The organism is Arthrobacter sp. SD1074B, from assembly GCF_056780195.1.
Genome location: NZ_JBRAZT010000001.1, coordinates 422166 through 439783, shown reverse-complemented (window position 1 = coordinate 439783; position 17618 = coordinate 422166). Strand labels below are relative to the sequence as shown.

Sequence of the window (17618 nt, the reverse complement as noted above, 5' to 3'; positions counted from 1 at the left end):
TGGGATGTTACCCGGCTCACGCGGCGGCCGGGAATCCGTCTCAGATAGTGTCCGGCCCCTTGACGGCGGCGGCCCCGCCCAAGTAGTTCGCAGTTGTTGTCGTTCCGAACCACCAACCGACAACAACTGCGAGCCACGCAGGGCTTTAGCGGGCGATCTTGAAGTTGAAGTCCGCGTTGCCGAAGGCACCCCAGAGCCGCAGCCAGATCGGCAGGAGCATCTCCGTGCCACGGGCCGTGGTGATGTCACCCAGGTCGATGATGTCGCGGTGGCCAAGGTCCGCCAGCAGGCCGGCCACCACCGTCTTGGCCTCCGCGTCGTTGCCGGAGACGAACACCGAGTGGTCGCCGCCGGCCACACTGGCCGGGTCCACCATGACGCTGGCGTTCATCGTGTTGAGCGTCTTGACTACGCGGGCGTCGGGGAAGGCGCGCTGGATCTGCTCGCCGAGGCTGTCCGTGTTCACCGGGTTCAGCGACGGCGGGAAGCCCTGGGAGAAGTCGAGCGGGTTCGCGATGTCCACAACCACCTTGCCGGCCAGGTTGGCGGCGCCGGCTGCGGCCAGGGCGTCCAGGGAACCGGTCCCGTTGGTGGCGTTGACAATGATGTCGCTGCTGGCGGCGGCCTCGGCGAAGGCAGCCACGGAAATATCGCTGTGCGCCGCGTGCCACTGGGCGAACGGGACGCCGCCCATCGGGCCCGCCTCCGTCCGGGCCAGTGTGGCTTCCGGATCGCGGGTTCCGACCACGACGTCGTGGCCGAGCTTTGCCAGGGCGGCTGCCACGGCGGGACCGACAGCGCCGGTGCCGAAAACTGCAATTTTCATGGGGACCTCATTCGTGAAGGGTGCGTGGGGATACCTTGGAGTAGACAAGTTCGTCTACCCTCGTGCGGGACGCTACCAGACAGAACTGTCTACTGCAAGCGTCTCCGGCGGCAAGGCGGGGCCGGCGCCCTGTCGGCGCCCCGTCCCGGCCCGGCCCGAACAGACTGGTCTGTGTACCATGAAGTTATGACGCCGACAGCAGCCACCGCACCAACTGCCGCCGGGCCGCGCACGGTCCGGACCCCGGCGGGGCAGGCGAAAGACAAGATCCTGGCGACGGCATTCCGGCTCTTCTATGCCCAGGGCCTCCGGGCGGCCGGCATCGACACGATCATTGCCGAATCCGGCGTCGCGAAGGCCACCTTCTACAAGTACTTCCCGGCCAAGGACGACCTGATCCTCGCCTATCTGGAACAGGTGGACGGCGTCTGGACCGGGCAGCTGCACGCCGCCGCGGCAGCCGCGGGACCGGACCCCGCCGATCAATTGGTAGGCCTGTTCGACGCGCTGTCCACCGCCTGCCGCCGCGACGGCTACCGCGGCTGCGCCTTCATCAACGCCGCCGCCGAGTCGGCCTCAGGCACCCGCGTGCACGAGCGGACCGTCGCCCACAAACAGCACATCCTGGCCTGGATCCGTGACCTGGCGGAGAAGGCCGGCGCCCCGGCCCCGGACCGGCTGGCCCGGAGTCTGACGCTGGTCCTCGACGGCGGCCTCGCCAGCGGGGTGCTCGACGCCGACCCCGCCGCTGCCGCCGCCGCCCGCACCACCGCGGCCCAGCTGGTCGCAGCCGCCCTGGCACCTTCGCCCACCCCCAACTAACTCGCCGTTGCTGTCGTTTAGAGCCCTCAAAACGACAGCAACTGCGAGTTAGTTGGGCTGATCCCACTGGAGGGTTCCCTTGACCACCGATGTCTCCCCCACCGATGCCCAGCTTGCACGCTGGCAGCGCTTCCGCAACAGCCGTAACACGGCCCTCGCCAGTGATTACGGCTGGCTCACGCTGACCTCCTTCCAGTGGCTGCCGGAGTCCCCGGCCGCCGTCGAGCTCGTCCCCGGCCTGTGGTCCACGGACGGCACGACGGCGTTCCTCACCGCCGCCGCGGCGGACGGGCTGACGCTGGTGGAGACCGGAGAGCCCGTCGACGGGACCATCAGCACGGCGCTGGCCAACGAAGAGTCGCTGCTGTGGGTCCAGTTCGGCGGGCCGGACGGCCGGCAGGTCAGGGTGGAGCTCGCCATGCGGGCGGACAAGTACGCGCTCCGCACCCGGGATTCGACGTCGCCGGTGTTCACCGGGTTCGACGGCGTACCCACCTTCGATTACCGGCCGGACCTTGTCATCGAGGCGCGCTTCGAGCCCTACCCCGCACCCGTGGACGTGCCCATCGGCACCGCCAACCCTTTGGTGGACGGGGTGCACCGTTCCGTGGGCGAGCTCGTGTTCCGGCTTCCCGGCCAGGACCATGAGTGCCATCTACACGCCGAGGAGGAAAAGCTCGGCGCCCTGACGGTGACGTTCCACGACGAGACCAACGGGATCACGACGGACGAGTGGCGCAAGGTCTCCACCGCCAGGCCCAGGCCGGACGGGACCGTCATCCTGGACTTCAACCGGGCGATCAACTACCCCAGCGCCTTCACCCCGTACGGCACCTGCCCCATGCCGGTGAAGAACAACAGCCTGGATTACCGGATCGAAGCCGGCGAAAAGCAGCCCTTCACCTAACCGCCCGCAAGCGCGCACGGACACTTGAGGCCCCGCCCGCAAGCGCGAACGGACACTTGAGGCCCCGCCCGCAAGCGCGAACGGACACTTGAGGCCCCAAACCTCGCAGATTCAGGGGCCCCAAGTGTACGTTCGCGCTCTAAGGCGGGCGGGGCTAGACGATCGCGGACACCCCGGTCACGGCGCGGCCGACGATCAGGGTGTTGATCTCGTAGGAGCCCTCATAGGTATAGATCGCCTCGGCGTCGGCGAAGATCTTGGCCATCCGGTAGTCGGTGACGATCCCGTTGCCGCCCAGCAAGGACCTCCCCATCGCCACGGTTTCGCGCATCCGGGCACTCACATAGGACTTCGCCAGCGCCACCTGGGGCATGTCCGCCGCGCCGGTGTCCTGCAGCTGGGCAATCCGGACCATCATGCCCATGCTCGCCACCGCGTTGCCGAGCATGGTCACCAGTTGTTGCTGGACCAGCTGGAACTTGGCCAGCGGCCGGCCGAACTGGCGGCGTTCGACGGCGTACTGCCGGGCAACGTCGAACGCGGCCAGCTGCTGCCCCACGCCCTGCCAGGCGACCATGATCCGCGAGCCGCGCAGCAGCTCGTTGGTGTCCTCGAAGCTGTTGATCCCGGCGAAGCGGTCCGCCTCGGCCACCTGAACGTCGGTGAAGACGATGTCGGCGTTCTGCACGGTCCGCAGCGCGATCTTGTTTTCGATCCTGCTCCGGCGCACGCCGGGCAGTGTGGCGTCCACGATGAAGCCGCGGATGCCGCCGTCGGCCTCGTCGCGGGCCCAGACCAGCATGTAGTCGCAGAACGTTCCGTTGCCGATCCAGCGCTTGGCCCCGTTGAGCACCCAGTAGTCGCCGGACTCCCCGGACACGCGCCGCGCGGTAGTCTCCATCCCGCCGGCCACATCGGAACCGTGGTCCGGTTCCGTCAGTGCGAAGGCGCCGGTGGTGCGCAGGTTCGCCGCGTCCTCCAGCAGCCGGGCCTTCTGTTCCTCGGACCCGAAGCCGTAAAGCGATTCGACGAACAGGTCGTGGTGGACCAGGAAGAAGGTCGCCAGCGAGGTGTCCACCCGGGTGATCTCGCCGATCACGAGCCCGGCAAAGAGGTTGCTGTAGCCACGCTGGGCGGGGGTGCTGAGCTCCAGCGCGGCCAGCTTGGGCAGGATGTGCGCGGGGAACTCCGCCCGGTTCCACCATTCCGCGGCGTACGGCGCCACCTCGCGGGCCAGGAATTCCCGGAGCTCGGCCAGCTTCGCCTGCTCGGCGGCGCTGAGCAGGGATTCGAAGTCAAAGAAATCTGCGGACGGCAGACCGGCGAGGGCCGGGTCGACGGGGGCATCGCTGTCCACGGCGAGGGTCACTTCGGTCCCATCCGGATGGCGCCGTCGAGCCGGATGGTCTCGCCGTTGAGCATGGCGTTGTCCACGATGTGCGCGGCGAGGTTCGCATACTCGGCGGGCCGGCCCAACCGGGACGGGTGCGGCACTTGCCGCCCCAGCGAGTCCTGCGCCTCCTGCGGCAACCCGGCCATCATGGGGGTCTCGAAGATGCCGGGCGCGATCGTGACGACGCGGATCAGCGAGCGCGCCAGTTCACGGGCGACCGGCAGGGTCATCGCCGCCACGGCCCCCTTGGAAGCCGAGTAGGCCGGCTGCCCGATCTGCCCGTCGAACGCCGCAACCGACGCGGTGTTGATGATGACCCCGCGCTCTTCGCCGCCCAGCTCGGTGGCGACCGGCTCGGTGGCAGCCATCGCGGCAGCGGCGAGGCGGATGACATTGAAGGTGCCGACGAGGTTGATCTGGATGACCCGGCTGAAGGTCTCCAGGGGCAGCACACCGTCCCGACCCAGCACCTTGCCCGGAGTCGCGATCCCGGCGCAGTTCACCACGATCCGCAGCGGCCCCAGGGCGACGGCGGCGTCGACGGCGGCCTGCACCTGATCCTCGCTTGTGACGTCCGCGGGCACAAAGACGGCTCGGTGCGCCGGTTCCGGAGCAGAGCCGCCCGCCGGCGCGCCGCCACCGGCAGCACCGGCACTGGCAGACGCGTTGAGCTCGTCCGCGAGGGCGTCCCCGGCGGACGCCGGTAGATCCACGAGCACCACCGAGGCGCCGGCGCTGAACAGCCGCCGGGCCGTTGCGGCCCCCAGCCCGGAAGCGCCGCCCGTAATCAGCGCGACTGTACCCATGACGTCCATACATCCTCCTTGATGTGGCACCGCAACCCGGCCGTGGAACTGCGCGCAGCCGCCGGCACCGGGGAACATTAGTTAGTTCAGGTTAACTGGAATGCAAACATAGCGCACCTTCGGCCCCAGATTCCGCGCCGCAGCGGCCGCCGACACTAGGCTTGGCCCATGACCGCAGAAGCCGCCCACTCCCCCGCCCCGAACTGGTCTTTCCGCGCCGATGAAGCCGCGCGTTCGGTGACCCGGCTGTTCGGGCAGCGCCTCTTCTTCCTCCCCGGCACCCACATCGCGGCGATCAGCCGCCCCTCCGGCCGGCTCAGAAACCTGGCCCGGCCATGGCATTACTGGTGGCAGGCCCACTACGTGGACTGCCTCGTGGATACCGGCCGCCGCGAATTCGACGCCGAGGGCCACAACCCGGCCAAGTTCGACGGCGACAACTTGCCGAGCGCCGGCAAGCTCGCCTCCAGGCTGGTCACCGGCATCCGGCTGCGCAACTTCCTGACAGTCGTCAATAGCTACTACGACGACATGGCCTGGCTGGCCCTGGCCACCCTGCGGCTGGAGACGCTCGCCGAGGACACCCGCAAGACCTCCGGCCGACGGCGCAACGCCAAGGTGCTGAGGAGCCTCACCCTGCAATTCGATTCGGCCTCTACCGACGACCTCGGCGGCGGCACGTTCTGGAGCAAAAAGCGCGACTTCAAGAACACCCCGGCCACGGCGCCGGTGGCGCTGTACTACGCCCGGACCGGGCAGGCGGCGAAGGCGCAGGCCCTGCTGGACTGGTTGGACGCCAAGCTCTACGACCCGGAGCAGGGCATGTACCGGGACGGCCTCCGGATCGTCCCTGGCGGGGAGCTGGTGCTGGAGGGCGCCATCTACACCTACAACCAGGGCCCGGTCCTCGGTGCCCTGCTGGAGCTTGGCGGCGAGGCGAACCTGGAGCGTGCGGCGGCGCTCGTGGCCGCAGTGGGGCGCGGCCTCACCGTTGAGGCACCGCTGCTGGGTCGCCAAGGCACGGTGCTCCGCTCGGAGGGAACCGGCGACGGCGGACTCTTCACCGGGATCCTCGTCCGTTACCTGGCCCTGGCCGCCGTCGACGAGCGGCTGCCCGCCACGACCCGGACCGAGGCCGCCCTGCTGGTGACCGATACTGCGGAGGCTTTCTGGGAGGGCCGGCGCCTGGTCGCGGCGCAGGAGCCGCTGGCCCGCAACGGCGCCCGGCTGGTCTTCTCGGCCCGCCCCGAGCTGCCGGCGCGCCGGAGCTACCCGGCGGGGTCCGCCGTCGAGCTCTCTACCCAACTACAGGGGTGGATGGTGCTGGAGGCGGCGGCATCCATCGCGGATAAGCTGCCCGCTGCCGTGCCGCCGCCCGCGGCCCCGGAAGCCTCCCCCGGTAATTAAGTCACGCAATGGTTTCGTAATTCGTGTGATCCTCCTCACTTAAGGCACTCTCGGCTTGGTTGCTTAGGTTTGGCTAACCTACAGTTTTTCGTAGTGAGCATGCCCTAACTTCCCCGCTCACAGGGGGTTAGGCACCTACGACCTTTTCCTTGCAGAAAGTAGCCTCATGAAGATCCGCACCAATGCGCTGGCAGGCATTGCCCTCGCCGCCACCGCCGCGCTCGGCCTCGCAGCCTGTGGCTCCGGCGCCTCGACCTCCGGCAGCACTACCGGGGCCGACGGCAAGCCGGCCGGCGAGATTACGGTCTACAACGCCCAGCACGAATCCCTGACCAAGGAATGGGTGGACGCCTTCACGGCGGAGACCGGCATCAAGGTCACCCTGCGCCAGGGCGACGACACCGAGATGTCCAACCAGATCATCCAGGAAGGCGCGGCCTCCCGCGCCGACGTGTTCCTCACCGAGAACTCCCCCGCCATGGCCCAGGTGGAAAACGCCGGCCTGTTCGCGGACGTGGACCAGGCCACCGTTGACCAGGTCCCTGCGGAGTTCCGGCCCTCCACCAACAAGTGGACCGGCATCGCCGCCCGCTCCACCGTGCTGGTCTACGACAAGACCAAGCTAAGCGCGGACAAGCTGCCCAAGTCCATGCTGGACCTGGCCAAGCCCGAGTGGAAGGGCAAGTGGGCGGCCTCGCCGTCCGGCGCCGACTTCCGGGCGATCGTCTCCGCCCTGCTGGAACTCAAGGGCGAGGCTGCCACGGAGGAATGGCTCAAGGGCATGAAGGAGAACTACAAGTCCTACAAGGGCAACAGCACGGCCATGAAGGCCGTCAACGCCGGCGAGGTGGACGCCGCCCTGATCTACCACTACTACTACTACGGGGACCAGGCCAAGACCGGCGAGAATTCCAAGAACGTCACCCCGTACTACTTCAAGAACCAGGATCCCGGCGCGTTCGTCTCCGTTTCCGGCGGCGGCGTACTCAAGTCCTCGAAGAACGCGGCGGCCGCCCAGGCCTTCCTGAAATTCATCACCGGCAAGAAGGGCCAGGAAGTACTGCAGAAGGGCACCTCCTTCGAGTACGCGGTCGGCTCCGGCGTCCCTGCCAACGACAAGCTGGTGCCGCTCGCCGAACTCCAGGCGCCCAAGGTCGACCCGGCCAAGCTGAACTCCGCCAAGGTCACCGACCTGATGACCAAGGCAGGACTGCTCTAACCAGTGACGAAAACGCTGGCGGCTCCCGGGACCACCGGAAGCACGACGACGGCGGGCCGGGGCAAGCGCCCCCGCCCGCCTTTCGGCGTCTCCGTGGTAGCGATCCTGGCGGTCCTGATCGCCCTGTTTTCGCTGATCCCGCTCGGCTACGTGGCGGTCATGACGGTGGCCACCGGCTGGGACACCGCCGTCGGCCTGATCTTCCGCGCCCGGGTGGGCGAACTCCTGCTCAACACCGTGCTGCTCATGCTGATCACGGTGCCGCTCTGCGTGGTCCTGGGGGTCGGCGGCGCCTGGCTGGTGGAACGCACCAGCCTCAAGGGCCACAAGGTGTGGGCCGTGCTGCTCGCGGCGCCGCTGGCGATTCCGGCCTTCGTCAACAGCTACGCCTGGGTTTCCGCGGTGCCGTCGATGGGCGGGCTCTGGTCCGGTGTGCTGATCGCGACGCTGTCCTACTTCCCGCTGGTCTACATCCCTGCCGCCGCGACGCTCAGCCGTCTTGATCCGGCCATCGAGCAGTCCGCCGCCTCGCTGGGCCTGGGCGCCTGGCGCGCCTTCTTCCGTGTGGTGCTGCCCCAGCTGCGGATCGCAATGACCGGCGGCGCGCTGCTGGTCTCACTGCACCTGCTGGCCGAGTACGGTGCCTTCGCGATGATCCGCTTCGACACCTTCACCACCGCGATCATGGTCCAGTACCAGTCCACTTTCAATGGGACGGCCGGGAACATGCTCGCCAGCGTGCTCGTCTTCTTCTGCCTGATCCTGCTCCTGGTGGAGGTCCGCGGCCGGGGCACGGCCCGGTACGCCCGCGTCGGCTCCGGCGCCCAGGCCCGGGCGCTGCGCCTGCCGCTGCACTCCTACCAGCTGCCCGCCCAGCTGGCCCTGCTGGCTCTCACCGCCCTGGCTTTCGGGCTTCCGCTGACCTTCGTGCTGCGCTGGATCTACGCCGGCGGGCCGGACATCTGGGCCGCCGACGAGTTCCTGCCGGCGCTGCTGCAGACCCTCGGCTACGGGCTGGTCGGCGCGGCGGCCACCACCGTGGTCGCCTTCCCGATGGCCTACCTCGCGGTGCGGCATCCCAGCTGGTTCAGCAAGGCCCTGGAACTGTCGAACTATGTCACCAGCTCCATGCCCGGCATCGTGGTCGGCCTGGCTTTTGTGACCGTGAGCATCCGGGTGGCGCCGGACCTTTACCAGACCACCGCCCTGCTGATCTCCGCCTACGTGCTGCTGTTCCTGCCGCGGGCGCTGGTGAACATCCGTTCCGGGCTCGCGCAGGCGCCCAAGGAGCTCGACGAGGCCGCGCAGGCCCTCGGCAAGCCGCCGCTGCTGGCGTTCCTCCGGGTCACCCTGCGCCTCACCGCCCCGGCAGCGGCCGGCGGAGCCGCCCTCGTCTTCCTCGCGATCGTGAACGAACTGACGGCCACCCTGCTGCTCTCACCCAACGGGACCCGCACCCTGGCCACCGAATTCTGGAGCAAGAGCAGCGAAATCGACTATGCCGGTGCTGCGCCGTATGCCCTCCTGATGATCCTGATCTCGGCGCCGATGACCTACCTTCTCTTCCAGCAGTCCAAGAAAGCAGCGGGACAGTGACCGAACAAAACCCCTCACGGCTACCGGAACCCCGGATCGCCCCCTCGGTGGCGCCCAGCACCAACAGCCACCTGGAAGTCGAGGCCGTCACCAAGAACTTCGGCTCCCAGGCCGTCCTCAAAGGCGTCAACCTCTCCGTCGCCAAGGGCGGAACGACGGCGATCGTGGGCCCGTCCGGTTCGGGCAAGACCACGCTGCTGCGGCTGATCGCCGGCTTCGAACACCCGGACACCGGCAGCATCTCGCTCAACGGCACCAAGGTGGCCGGAGACGGCGTCTGGGTTCCCGCGCACAAGCGGCACGTCGGCTACGTGGCGCAGGATGGCGCCCTGTTCCCGCACCTGTCCGTGGGCCAAAACATCTCCTTTGGCCTGGATGCCGGCAAACTCCCCGGCGGCCACCGCGGGGTCAAAGACCGGGTCGCCGAGCTGCTCGAGATGGTCGCGCTGGACCCGGCCATGGCCCGACGGCGGCCCCACCAGCTCTCCGGCGGCCAGCAGCAGCGCGTCGCACTCGCCCGCGCCCTGGCCCGCGAGCCGGAGCTGATGCTGCTGGATGAGCCGTTTTCCGCCCTCGACGCCGGCCTGCGCGTCGCCACCCGCCGGGCCGTCGGCAAGGTGCTCCACGACGCCGGGGTGACCACCATCCTGGTCACCCACGACCAGGCCGAGGCGCTCTCCTTCGCCGACCAGGTGGCGGTGATGCGCGGCGGCAAGCTCGCGCAGATCGGCAACCCGTTTGTCGTCTACACCCGCCCGGCAGACCGGGCCACCGCGGAGTTCCTGGGCGACGCCGTCATCCTGGACGCCTGGATGGAGGGCTCCCTGGCCACCTGCTCGCTGGGCGGCATCCCGGTCCGGCGGCCGCCGGCGCAGGGCCGTGTCCAGCTGATGCTCCGGCCCGAGCAGATCCGGATCGCCGAGGACGGCCCCATCCGCGGCACCGTGGTGGACACGGACTACTTCGGCCCGGAAACCACGGTGCGGCTCAAACTCGCGGTCCCCCCGGTCCTGGCCGAGGGCGCCGTGGCCGACCACCGCTACCCCGGCGGCGGCGAGGTCATCACCATCCGGCACTGGAACGCGTCCATCGCCCGGCCCGGGACCGAACTGTGCCTGCGGGTGGTGGGGGAGGCCGTGGCCTTCCCGATGGACGACACCGCGCAGGACTGAGTCCTGACCGCTGGGCCGGCGGGGTCCGCGGGCGGAGCCGCTGCCGCACAGTGCGGTCCTAGGTCCGCCCCGGCCCTCCGGCATAGGCTGGGGCGCATGACTGTTCAGCCAGCACTTCACCGTCAGCACTGTTCCGTGGCCGCCCCCACCCAGGTGTGGCTCGACGCCGAGGGCCGGCTGGCCGGCGGCGGAACCGGCGGCAGCGGAACCCGCGGGCCAGGTACCGGCGCCGGCGAGTGGTTCACCGGACTGCTGCACGGGGACACCCGGATGCTGTGCCGCGCCGAGGTGACCGTCAACGGATTCGCGCCGGAACCGGCCACGGTGGAGGCCTCCCCCGGCGGCGTGCTCCGGGTCCGCGGACTCGTCCGCGGCATCGAGGGCCCCACCGAGGATCCCGCCGTCGAACTCCTGCAGACCTGGACCGTCACGCCCGGAGCCGTCCGGGTCTCATTGCGGCTGAGCACCTCGCTGGACGCCCTGGACGCGGAGATCGAGGTGCGGCTCGCGGCGGACTTCACCGACATGGCCGCCATCCGGCTCGGCCGCTACCGCGAGCCCATGCAGCCCTCCGCGGCTGACGATTCGACGCTGCGCTGGAGCGAGGGCGGCAAGACCCTGACGGTGTCGGCGCCCGGCCGGGTCACCGGCGGCGAGCGGCTCACCTGGCGCGGGACGGCGGGCCGCGGCAGGCCGCTGGAGGCCGAATGGCAGGCCGTGCTGGCCGACACCGACGACGCCGTGGTGGCCGCCCCGCCGCTGGCCTCCCGCCGCGTCCGGGCCGAGCCGGAGGGGCCGCTGGGACTGCTCCTGGAAAACTCCCTGGACGAACTCGACGGCCTCCGGCTGGCCACCCGGAAGGCACCCGACGCGCCGTTCCTGGCCGCTGGCGCGCCCTGGTACTTCACCCTCTTCGGCCGGGATTCGCTGTGGGCCGCCCGGCTGCTGTTGCCGTTCGACGCCGCCCTGGCCGCCGGAACCCTGCGCGCCCTGGCCGCCCACCAGGGCACGAAGACCGACGCCGCCGCGGCCGAGGAACCGGGCAAGATCCTGCACGAACTGCGCGCCAAGGAGCTGGTGCTGGAAAGCCAGGCGTTGCGGCTGCCGCCGGTGTACTTCGGGGCCGTGGACTCGACCCCGCTGTGGCTGTGCCTGCTGGGCGAACTGGGACGTGCCGGCACCGACGACGCCGCGGTCCGTTCCCTGCTGCCCAACGCCGCCCGCGCCGCGCAGTGGCTGCTGGCAGCCGGCACCGCCGGGAACACAGCCAACGGCGGCTTCCTCAGCTACCAGGACACCTCCGGGCACGGCCTGAGCAACCAGGGCTGGAAAGACTCCCGGGACGCCATGCAGTTCCGCGACGGCCGGCAAGCGGACGGCCCGATCGCCCTCGCCGAGGTGCAGGGCTACGCCTACCAGGCGGCGGTGGAGACGGCAGATCTCTTCGACGCTTACGGCGAACCCGGGGCCCAGGAGCTGCGGGACTTCGCCGCGGCGCTGCAGCGCAACTTCCGCGAGCGCTTCTGGGTGCAGGACGACGACGGCCGATTCCCCGCGATGGCGCTCGACGGCCACGGCGAACCGCTGGACATCCCGGGCTCCAACATGGGCCATTTGCTCGGCACCGGGATCCTGGACGCCGCGGAGGCGCGCCTGGTGGCGGACCGGCTGCTCAGCCCGGAGCTGTTCTCCGGTTACGGCCTGCACACCCTGTCCCGGCGGGCGGCGGGGTTCTGGCCGTTCAGCTACCACTGCGGCTCGGTCTGGAGCCACGACACCGCCATCGCGGTCAGGGGCCTGCTCAGCGAGGGGTTCACCGCCGAGGCCAGGGTTCTCGCAGAGGGACTGCTGGCGGCCGCAGGCTCACTCGGGCACCGGCTCCCGGAGCTTTTCGCCGGTGTCACGGCGGCGGAGTCGGGACGCGCGGTGCCGTATCCGGCCTCCTGCCATCCGCAGGCGTGGTCCTCCGCGTCCGCGGTGGTGCTGGCCCAGGCCCTCGGCGTGGCGTTCTAGAATTTTCGCGCGGCGGAGAGGCCGTCGTCCGGATCCGTCAGGAAGTCGGCTGCCGACGGCCTGCCGGGGCCCCGGACGGTTACTGGGCGGTTCCTGAGGGTCCCGGGTCCGGCCGCCGGGTTTGCGGGTACGGCGTCTCGTAGCGGGCGAGCATCTCCACGAAGCCAGCGATCTTACGCTCCCGGGTGGATGCCTGCTTCACCGCATTGGTGCGGTAGATCAGGGCGTACCGGTTCACCGACGTCAGGACCTCGAACATCGCCTGCGCCCGCGGGTCCGCCGCGATGGCCGCGGCCAGATCGTCCGGCACTTCGGCCGATGCCTGGCCGGCGTACGCCGCCTCCCAGCGCCCGTCGGTCTTGGCGCTCTCGACGGCGGCCCGTCCGGCCGGGGCCATCCGGCCGGCCGCCTCAAGACGTCCGACGCGCTCCACGTTCCGGGCCGACCAGACGCTTTTCGGGCCGCGGCGGGTCATCCGCTGGAAGGAAGTCTCGGCGTCCCGGCGCCTGCCCTGGCCGTCGATCCAGCCAAAGCAGAGCGCCTCCTGCAGGGCGGCCTCGTAGTCGAGTTCCGTCACCGAGCCGCCCTTCTTGTGCAGCACCAGCCACACCCCGGGGCTGTCCGCGTGGTGCGCTTCCAGCCATGCCCGCCACTCGGCGGCATCTTTGACCAGCAGTTCCTTTAGCTCGGCAGCCATGGCACCATTGTGCTCCCAGCCCGAACCACCAGGGAGATACCGATGCTGCGTGTCCGTCCCATTCATTTCACCTCCCGACTGGACCAGTGGGAGCGCCTGCTGACCGACCTGGGCATGGTCAAGACCGTCGACGAGCCCACCTGGCGGGAGTTCGACGCCGGTGCGGGCCGCCTGGCGCTGCATTTCGTCGAAGAGGGGTCCGCGGAGGATGGCACCACCTCGTTCGGCGTCGAGGTCGGCGACCTGGCGGAATTCGCCCGGCGGACCAGCGAAGCCGGCGCGCCGGCCGGCCCGGACACCGCCGCCAGCACCACCGCAGAACTCATTGAAGCGGACCACGGCCCCTCGTGCCGGGTCACCGCCCGGGACGGGTTCAGCTTCCTCGCTGACCCCGCCACGCGCGCGTCCGACGGCAGCTGGGCCGGCGCCGCGGACGCGGAAGCGGGGCTCGCCGTCGTCGCCGTCTGGTTCGCGGAGGACCCGACGGCGGCGACCGAGACCCTGCGGGACATCGGCGCGCGCCCCCGGCCGGTGCCGGACGCTGGCGGCGCCCGGACTGACACCGGCGAGAGCGAGGCGTTTACGGCGAAGAACGGCGGGGTCCTGATGGTCGGTGCGGCTGCCGGATCCGCGCCGGGCACCGCGCGCGCCGGGCTGGGTTTCGAGTACGACGGCGACCTTGAGGGGCTGCGGGAGCGGCTCGCCGAGGCGGGACATGAGGTGGCGGCCGTGGAGGATGCCGCCGTGCCCCTGCTGCACGTGGGCAACCCGGATGCGGACGGCAACGCTGCCCACCCGCACGCCCTCTGGATCTCCGCGGCCCCGGCGGACGCCTAGTCCAGCCGACCACGCCCGGGGAACGCGGATGGGGTAGAACTTAACCATGAACGTTCGCACTCCCGACCCCAATCCCGGCTGGCTTTCCGACGACGATCTGTTTGAAGCCCGCGGCCGGCTTCCCATGGTTTACGTCGAGGCCGTGCCGGTCCGGCTTGACCCGCTCGGGTTTGTGAACGAAGTCGGCACCCTGCTGCAGGCCGAAGCCGACGGCACCATGGTCCGTTCCCTGGTGTCGGGCCGGGTGCTGTACCGCGAGACCATCCGGGCCGCCCTGCTGCGCCACATGGAAAAGGACCTTGGTCCGCTCGCCTTCCCCCAGCTTCCGATCAGCCCGGTCCCCTTCACGGTGGCCGAATACTTCCCGTCCCCGTCCCACACCGGATTCACTGACGACCGGCAGCACGCCGTCGCGCTGGCCTACATCATCCCCGTTACCGGCGAATGCTCCCCGCGCCAGGACGCCCTGGAACTGACCTGGATGACGCCGGAGGAAGTGATGAGCTCGGACGTGCAGCTGGAGTTCAGCGGCGGCCGCGGCGCCCTGATCCGGCAGGCTCTGGCGTTCGCCGGCGTCGGCCACTAGGGGTCTCCGCTCCGGAGCAGCCGGACCGCGCCGGGACGCCCGGACTTCCACCGCGTCCCCGACTTCGCACACCGGTCTTTGTAGACTGTTCAGCGGACCGAATGAGAATTTAAGGACTCCAGATGACCCACCCCACAGCCTCACTGAACTACAGCGAACGGCAGGCGGGATCTCTGCGGACCGGGGATCTGCTACTCCTGCCCGATGCCGTGCGCACCGCCGAAATCCAGCGGGTCGACGTCGACAACGACGATTTTGGCTCCCCCGCGATCGTGCGCGCCACCCTCACCGGAGGCGGCGTGCTGCGGATCGCCGCCGGCTCCGTGGTCCTGGTCCGGGACGCCGCGCCGGAAGCGCCGGAGTTGTCCTCCGCTGACTCCCCTGCCGACGACGCCGGCCAGCTGGCCGACGATACTCCCGGGTCGGCCGCCGGCGAACCCTCCTCTCCTTCCGCCGACGACGGCCCGGACCTACAGCTGGTCCAGCCCCGCGCCCCGGAGGACGGCAGCCCGACGGCGGCTTCCGCCGTCGTCGTTCCTCCCCTGCCGGTAGCCCCGCCGGCTACCAGCGGTCCCAGCGAAGCGGACCTGGCCCTGATCCCCTTTGCCGGGGGGACCCCCGAGTCTGTCGTGGCGGCCGCAGCCGAGGCGCACCCCGATGCGCTGGGTGTGCTGCTGCTCAGCGACCGGCTCACCAAGGGCATCAACACCAAGTCAGGCAGCTGCCTCAAGGACCTCAGCGACCTGGCCCACGAGCTGTTCGTGGCACTTAAGGACGCCGACAACGCCCTCGCCGTGGCGGACCTGCTCAACGTATTGCCTTTCGACGGCAACCCCGGCCGCTGGGCTTCCGTGGGGGCGTCCCTCGCATTAGCCAGTTACATCTGCCGGCAGCGCGGCGAAGAGGAACGCGCGGCGGTCTACGAGAAGTTCCTCCGGGCGCCGGACGCGATGGAAACCGACCCGTTCAAGGCCCGGATCAACGCCAAGGTGCGCCAGCGCTCACTCAACGAACCGAACCTGTACGACAAGGAAATTTTCCGCGCCATCGACAGTTCCAACCCCGACGCGGAACGCGAATGGCGGCTGCTCCGACTCGAGGCGCTCCTTTTCCTGCGCGCCCACGGAGGCTCGCAGACCATCGGCGGCCCCGAACTCGAACGCCGGATCGGCAACGAACTCGAGTCCGTCCGCGGCTGAACGCGGCCGGTGAACGTTCGGCCCTACCCCGGCACGCCCGGCCGCGGTAAATTCACCCTCATGACGAACAATCTCAGCGTGGTGATCAACTCTGACGCGGCGCAGGTCTGGACGATGCTGCGCGAACCCGCGAAGGTGGCCCAGTGGCACGGATGGGAGGCCGACGACCAGGCCGCCGAGATCAACGCGATCTACTTCAGTCCCAACGTGGTTGAGAGTGCGGACCACACCTCCCTCGTCGTCGACGGCGGCGACATTTTCACCCTCAAACCGGTCCCCGCCGGCACCGAAGTCAGCGTGACGCGCGCGGCGATCGACCACAACTCGGAGTGGGCGGCCTGGGACGAGGACATCACCCAGGGCTGGCTGACCTTCCTGCACCAGCTCCGCTTCGCGCTGGAGCGGCACCCGCACGGCAAACGGCGGACACTCTTCTTCTCAGTGCCTGGCACCGGGGGCTCCGCGATCGACAAACTGGGCCTGTCCGAGGTTCCCGCCCCTGGCGAGCCGTATTCGCTCACCCTGGCCACCGGCGAGGAGATTGCCGGGAAGGTCTGGTTCCGGAGCGACCACCAGGTGGGCCTGACGGTCCACGGCTACGCCGAGCACGGCGACGGCCTGGTGATCGTGGCGGACCAGCCCGCCATCCCGGATGTCCGGCCCGACGGCGGCTCGCTGGTGATCGTCTCCACTTACGAGCTCGGCGCGCACCAGCTGGAGTCCATCCGCACCCACTGGGACAACTGGCGGGCTGAGAACTACCCCACATCGGAACCGCTGCACTGAGGGTTCCGCCGTGTTAGCTGGCACACTTGAACGGTGCCAGCGAATTCTGAACCCGCCTCCTCGTCCCTGCAGCCTGCCCGGCAATCCGAGTTTTCCTTCCGGGTGGGCAAGCGCCTGAGCGAAACCTGCGCGCCGTCGGGCCCGCAGATAGCGGCAAACGGCGGGGAGTTCCTGGGCCGCACCGGCACCATCACCACCCCGCACGGCGAGATCCAGACCCCGGCGTTCATCGCCGTCGGCACCAAAGCCACGGTCAAGTCCGTGCTGCCCGAAGCCGTCGCCGACCTCGGCGCGCAGGCCGTGCTGGCCAACGCGTACCACCTCTACCTGCAGCCCGGCGCGGACGTCCTGGACGAGGCCGGCGGGCTGGGCGCATTCATGAACTGGCGCGGGCCCACGTTCACGGACTCCGGCGGCTTCCAGGTGATGAGCCTGGGTTCGGGGTTCAAGAAGGTCATCGACATGAAATCGGTGGACACGTCCGGGCCGGACGACGCCGTGGCCCCCGGCAAGGAGCGGCTGGCCCACGTCGACGAGGAAGGCGTGTGGTTCAAGAGCCACCTCAACGGCGACCGGCACCGCTTCAGCCCCGAGATTTCCATGAACGTGCAGCACCAGATCGGCGCCGACATCATGTTCGCCTTCGATGAGCTGACCACCCTGCAGAATTCCCGGGGCTACCAGGAGGAGTCCCTGGAGCGCACCCGGCGCTGGGCCGAACGCTGCATCACCGAGCATTTCCGGCTCACGGATGAGCGCGCCGGCAAGCCCTACCAGGCGCTGTTCGGCGTCATCCAGGGCGCCCAGTACGAGGACCTCCGCCGCAAGGCCTGCCGGGACCTCGGCGCCATGAACTTCGACGGCTTCGGCATCGGCGGGGCGCTGGAGAAGGAGAACCTGGGCACGATCGTGCGCTGGTGCAACGAGGAACTGCCGGAAAACAAACCCCGGCACCTGCTGGGCATCTCCGAGCCGGACGACATCTTCACCGCGATCGAGAACGGCGCCGACACCTTTGACTGCGTCTCCCCCACCCGGGTGGCCCGGAACTCGGCGTTCTACCACCCCACCGGCCGGTACAACCTCTCCGGCGCCATGTACAAGCGCGACTTCGGCCCGCTGCAGGAAGGCTGCGACTGCTACGCCTGCCTGAACTACTCGCGGGCCTACATCCACCACCTGTTCAAGGCCAAGGAAATGGTCTCGGCCACCCTGATCTCAATCCACAACGAACGCTTCGTGGTGAAAATGGTCGATGACGCCCGCCTCGCCATCGATGACGGCACCTTCTTCGAGTTCAAGGCCGAGACCCTGGCCCGGTACTACTCCTAGACAGTTCGGCTAGGCTGGCC

Annotated in this window: 16 protein-coding genes; 12 read left to right on the top strand and 4 right to left on the bottom strand. The window is 69.5% G+C overall.

What is annotated here, in order from left to right:
- Positions 1 to 145: 145 nt before the first annotated feature.
- The gene (locus tag ACUYM2_RS02140) at positions 146 to 826 is read right to left on the bottom strand and encodes an NADPH-dependent F420 reductase (RefSeq protein ID WP_481598572.1); all 681 of its coding nucleotides are present in this window, start codon (positions 824 to 826) and stop codon (positions 146 to 148) included.
- Positions 827 to 1012: 186 nt separating this feature from the next.
- Between ACUYM2_RS02140 and ACUYM2_RS02135 the strand changes: the two genes are divergently transcribed.
- Together ACUYM2_RS02135 and ACUYM2_RS02130 are read left to right on the top strand one after the other, a co-directional pair.
- A complete protein-coding gene (locus ACUYM2_RS02135) occupies positions 1013 to 1648 on the top strand; it encodes a TetR/AcrR family transcriptional regulator (protein ID WP_481598571.1) in 636 nt (211 codons plus the stop codon).
- Between the two features lie 79 nt (positions 1649 to 1727).
- Positions 1728 to 2555, top strand: a complete 828-nt coding sequence (locus ACUYM2_RS02130) for a DUF1684 domain-containing protein (protein WP_481598570.1) — start codon at positions 1728 to 1730, stop codon at positions 2553 to 2555.
- 154 nt (positions 2556 to 2709) lie between these two features.
- Here the strand turns inward: ACUYM2_RS02130 and ACUYM2_RS02125 are convergent, their stop codons facing one another.
- Together ACUYM2_RS02125 and ACUYM2_RS02120 are read right to left on the bottom strand one after the other, a co-directional pair.
- A complete protein-coding gene (locus ACUYM2_RS02125; RefSeq protein ID WP_481598569.1) occupies positions 2710 to 3924 on the bottom strand; it encodes an acyl-CoA dehydrogenase family protein in 1215 nt (404 codons plus the stop codon).
- Entirely contained in the window at positions 3921 to 4763 is an 843-nt protein-coding gene (locus ACUYM2_RS02120) for an SDR family NAD(P)-dependent oxidoreductase (RefSeq protein ID WP_481598568.1), read from the bottom strand. Before ACUYM2_RS02120 ends, ACUYM2_RS02125 begins: the two co-directional genes overlap by 4 nt.
- A gap of 159 nt (positions 4764 to 4922) precedes the next feature.
- On the opposite strand from ACUYM2_RS02120, the gene ACUYM2_RS02115 reads away from it, so the two are divergent.
- The 5 genes from ACUYM2_RS02115 (at position 4923) to ACUYM2_RS02095 (ending at position 12161) form a co-directional block, all read left to right on the top strand.
- Complete coding sequence (locus tag ACUYM2_RS02115) at positions 4923 to 6161, top strand: glycoside hydrolase family 76 protein (protein WP_481598567.1); 1239 nt, start codon at positions 4923 to 4925, stop codon at positions 6159 to 6161.
- 166 nt (positions 6162 to 6327) lie between these two features.
- Positions 6328 to 7380, top strand: coding sequence for an iron ABC transporter substrate-binding protein (locus tag ACUYM2_RS02110; protein WP_481598566.1), 1053 nt, complete (start codon positions 6328 to 6330; stop codon positions 7378 to 7380).
- Between the two features lie 3 nt (positions 7381 to 7383).
- On the top strand, positions 7384 to 8976 hold the full coding sequence (locus ACUYM2_RS02105) for an ABC transporter permease (protein ID WP_481598565.1): 1593 nt from the start codon (positions 7384 to 7386) through the stop codon (positions 8974 to 8976).
- Positions 8973 to 10148: an ABC transporter ATP-binding protein gene (locus tag ACUYM2_RS02100; protein WP_481598564.1), complete on the top strand. Its 1176-nt coding sequence runs from the start codon at positions 8973 to 8975 to the stop codon at positions 10146 to 10148. Before ACUYM2_RS02105 ends, ACUYM2_RS02100 begins: the two co-directional genes overlap by 4 nt.
- A 96-nt stretch (positions 10149 to 10244) precedes the next feature.
- Positions 10245 to 12161, top strand: coding sequence for a glycogen debranching N-terminal domain-containing protein (locus tag ACUYM2_RS02095; protein WP_481598563.1), 1917 nt, complete (start codon positions 10245 to 10247; stop codon positions 12159 to 12161).
- A 79-nt stretch (positions 12162 to 12240) separates the two neighbouring features.
- Here the strand turns inward: ACUYM2_RS02095 and ACUYM2_RS02090 are convergent, their stop codons facing one another.
- Complete coding sequence (locus ACUYM2_RS02090; protein ID WP_481598562.1) at positions 12241 to 12858, bottom strand: YdeI/OmpD-associated family protein; 618 nt, start codon at positions 12856 to 12858, stop codon at positions 12241 to 12243.
- Positions 12859 to 12900: 42 nt separating this feature from the next.
- Here ACUYM2_RS02090 and ACUYM2_RS02085 point away from each other — a divergent pair, with 42 nt between their 5' ends.
- From ACUYM2_RS02085 to tgt, 5 genes are all read left to right on the top strand, one after another.
- Positions 12901 to 13695, top strand: coding sequence for a VOC family protein (locus ACUYM2_RS02085; protein ID WP_481598561.1), 795 nt, complete (start codon positions 12901 to 12903; stop codon positions 13693 to 13695).
- Positions 13696 to 13741: 46 nt separating this feature from the next.
- A complete protein-coding gene (locus ACUYM2_RS02080) occupies positions 13742 to 14281 on the top strand; it encodes an NUDIX hydrolase family protein (RefSeq protein WP_481598560.1) in 540 nt (179 codons plus the stop codon).
- A 122-nt stretch (positions 14282 to 14403) separates the two neighbouring features.
- Positions 14404 to 15480, top strand: a complete 1077-nt coding sequence (locus tag ACUYM2_RS02075) for a DUF6707 family protein (protein ID WP_481598559.1) — start codon at positions 14404 to 14406, stop codon at positions 15478 to 15480.
- Positions 15481 to 15540: 60 nt separating this feature from the next.
- Positions 15541 to 16266 carry an SRPBCC family protein gene (locus ACUYM2_RS02070; protein WP_481598558.1) on the top strand — a complete coding sequence of 242 codons (726 nt, stop codon included), beginning with the start codon at positions 15541 to 15543 and terminating at the stop codon, positions 16264 to 16266.
- A gap of 33 nt (positions 16267 to 16299) precedes the next feature.
- Positions 16300 to 17598, top strand: coding sequence for a tRNA guanosine(34) transglycosylase Tgt (tgt, locus tag ACUYM2_RS02065; protein ID WP_481598557.1), 1299 nt, complete (start codon positions 16300 to 16302; stop codon positions 17596 to 17598).
- Positions 17599 to 17618 lie beyond the last annotated feature (20 nt).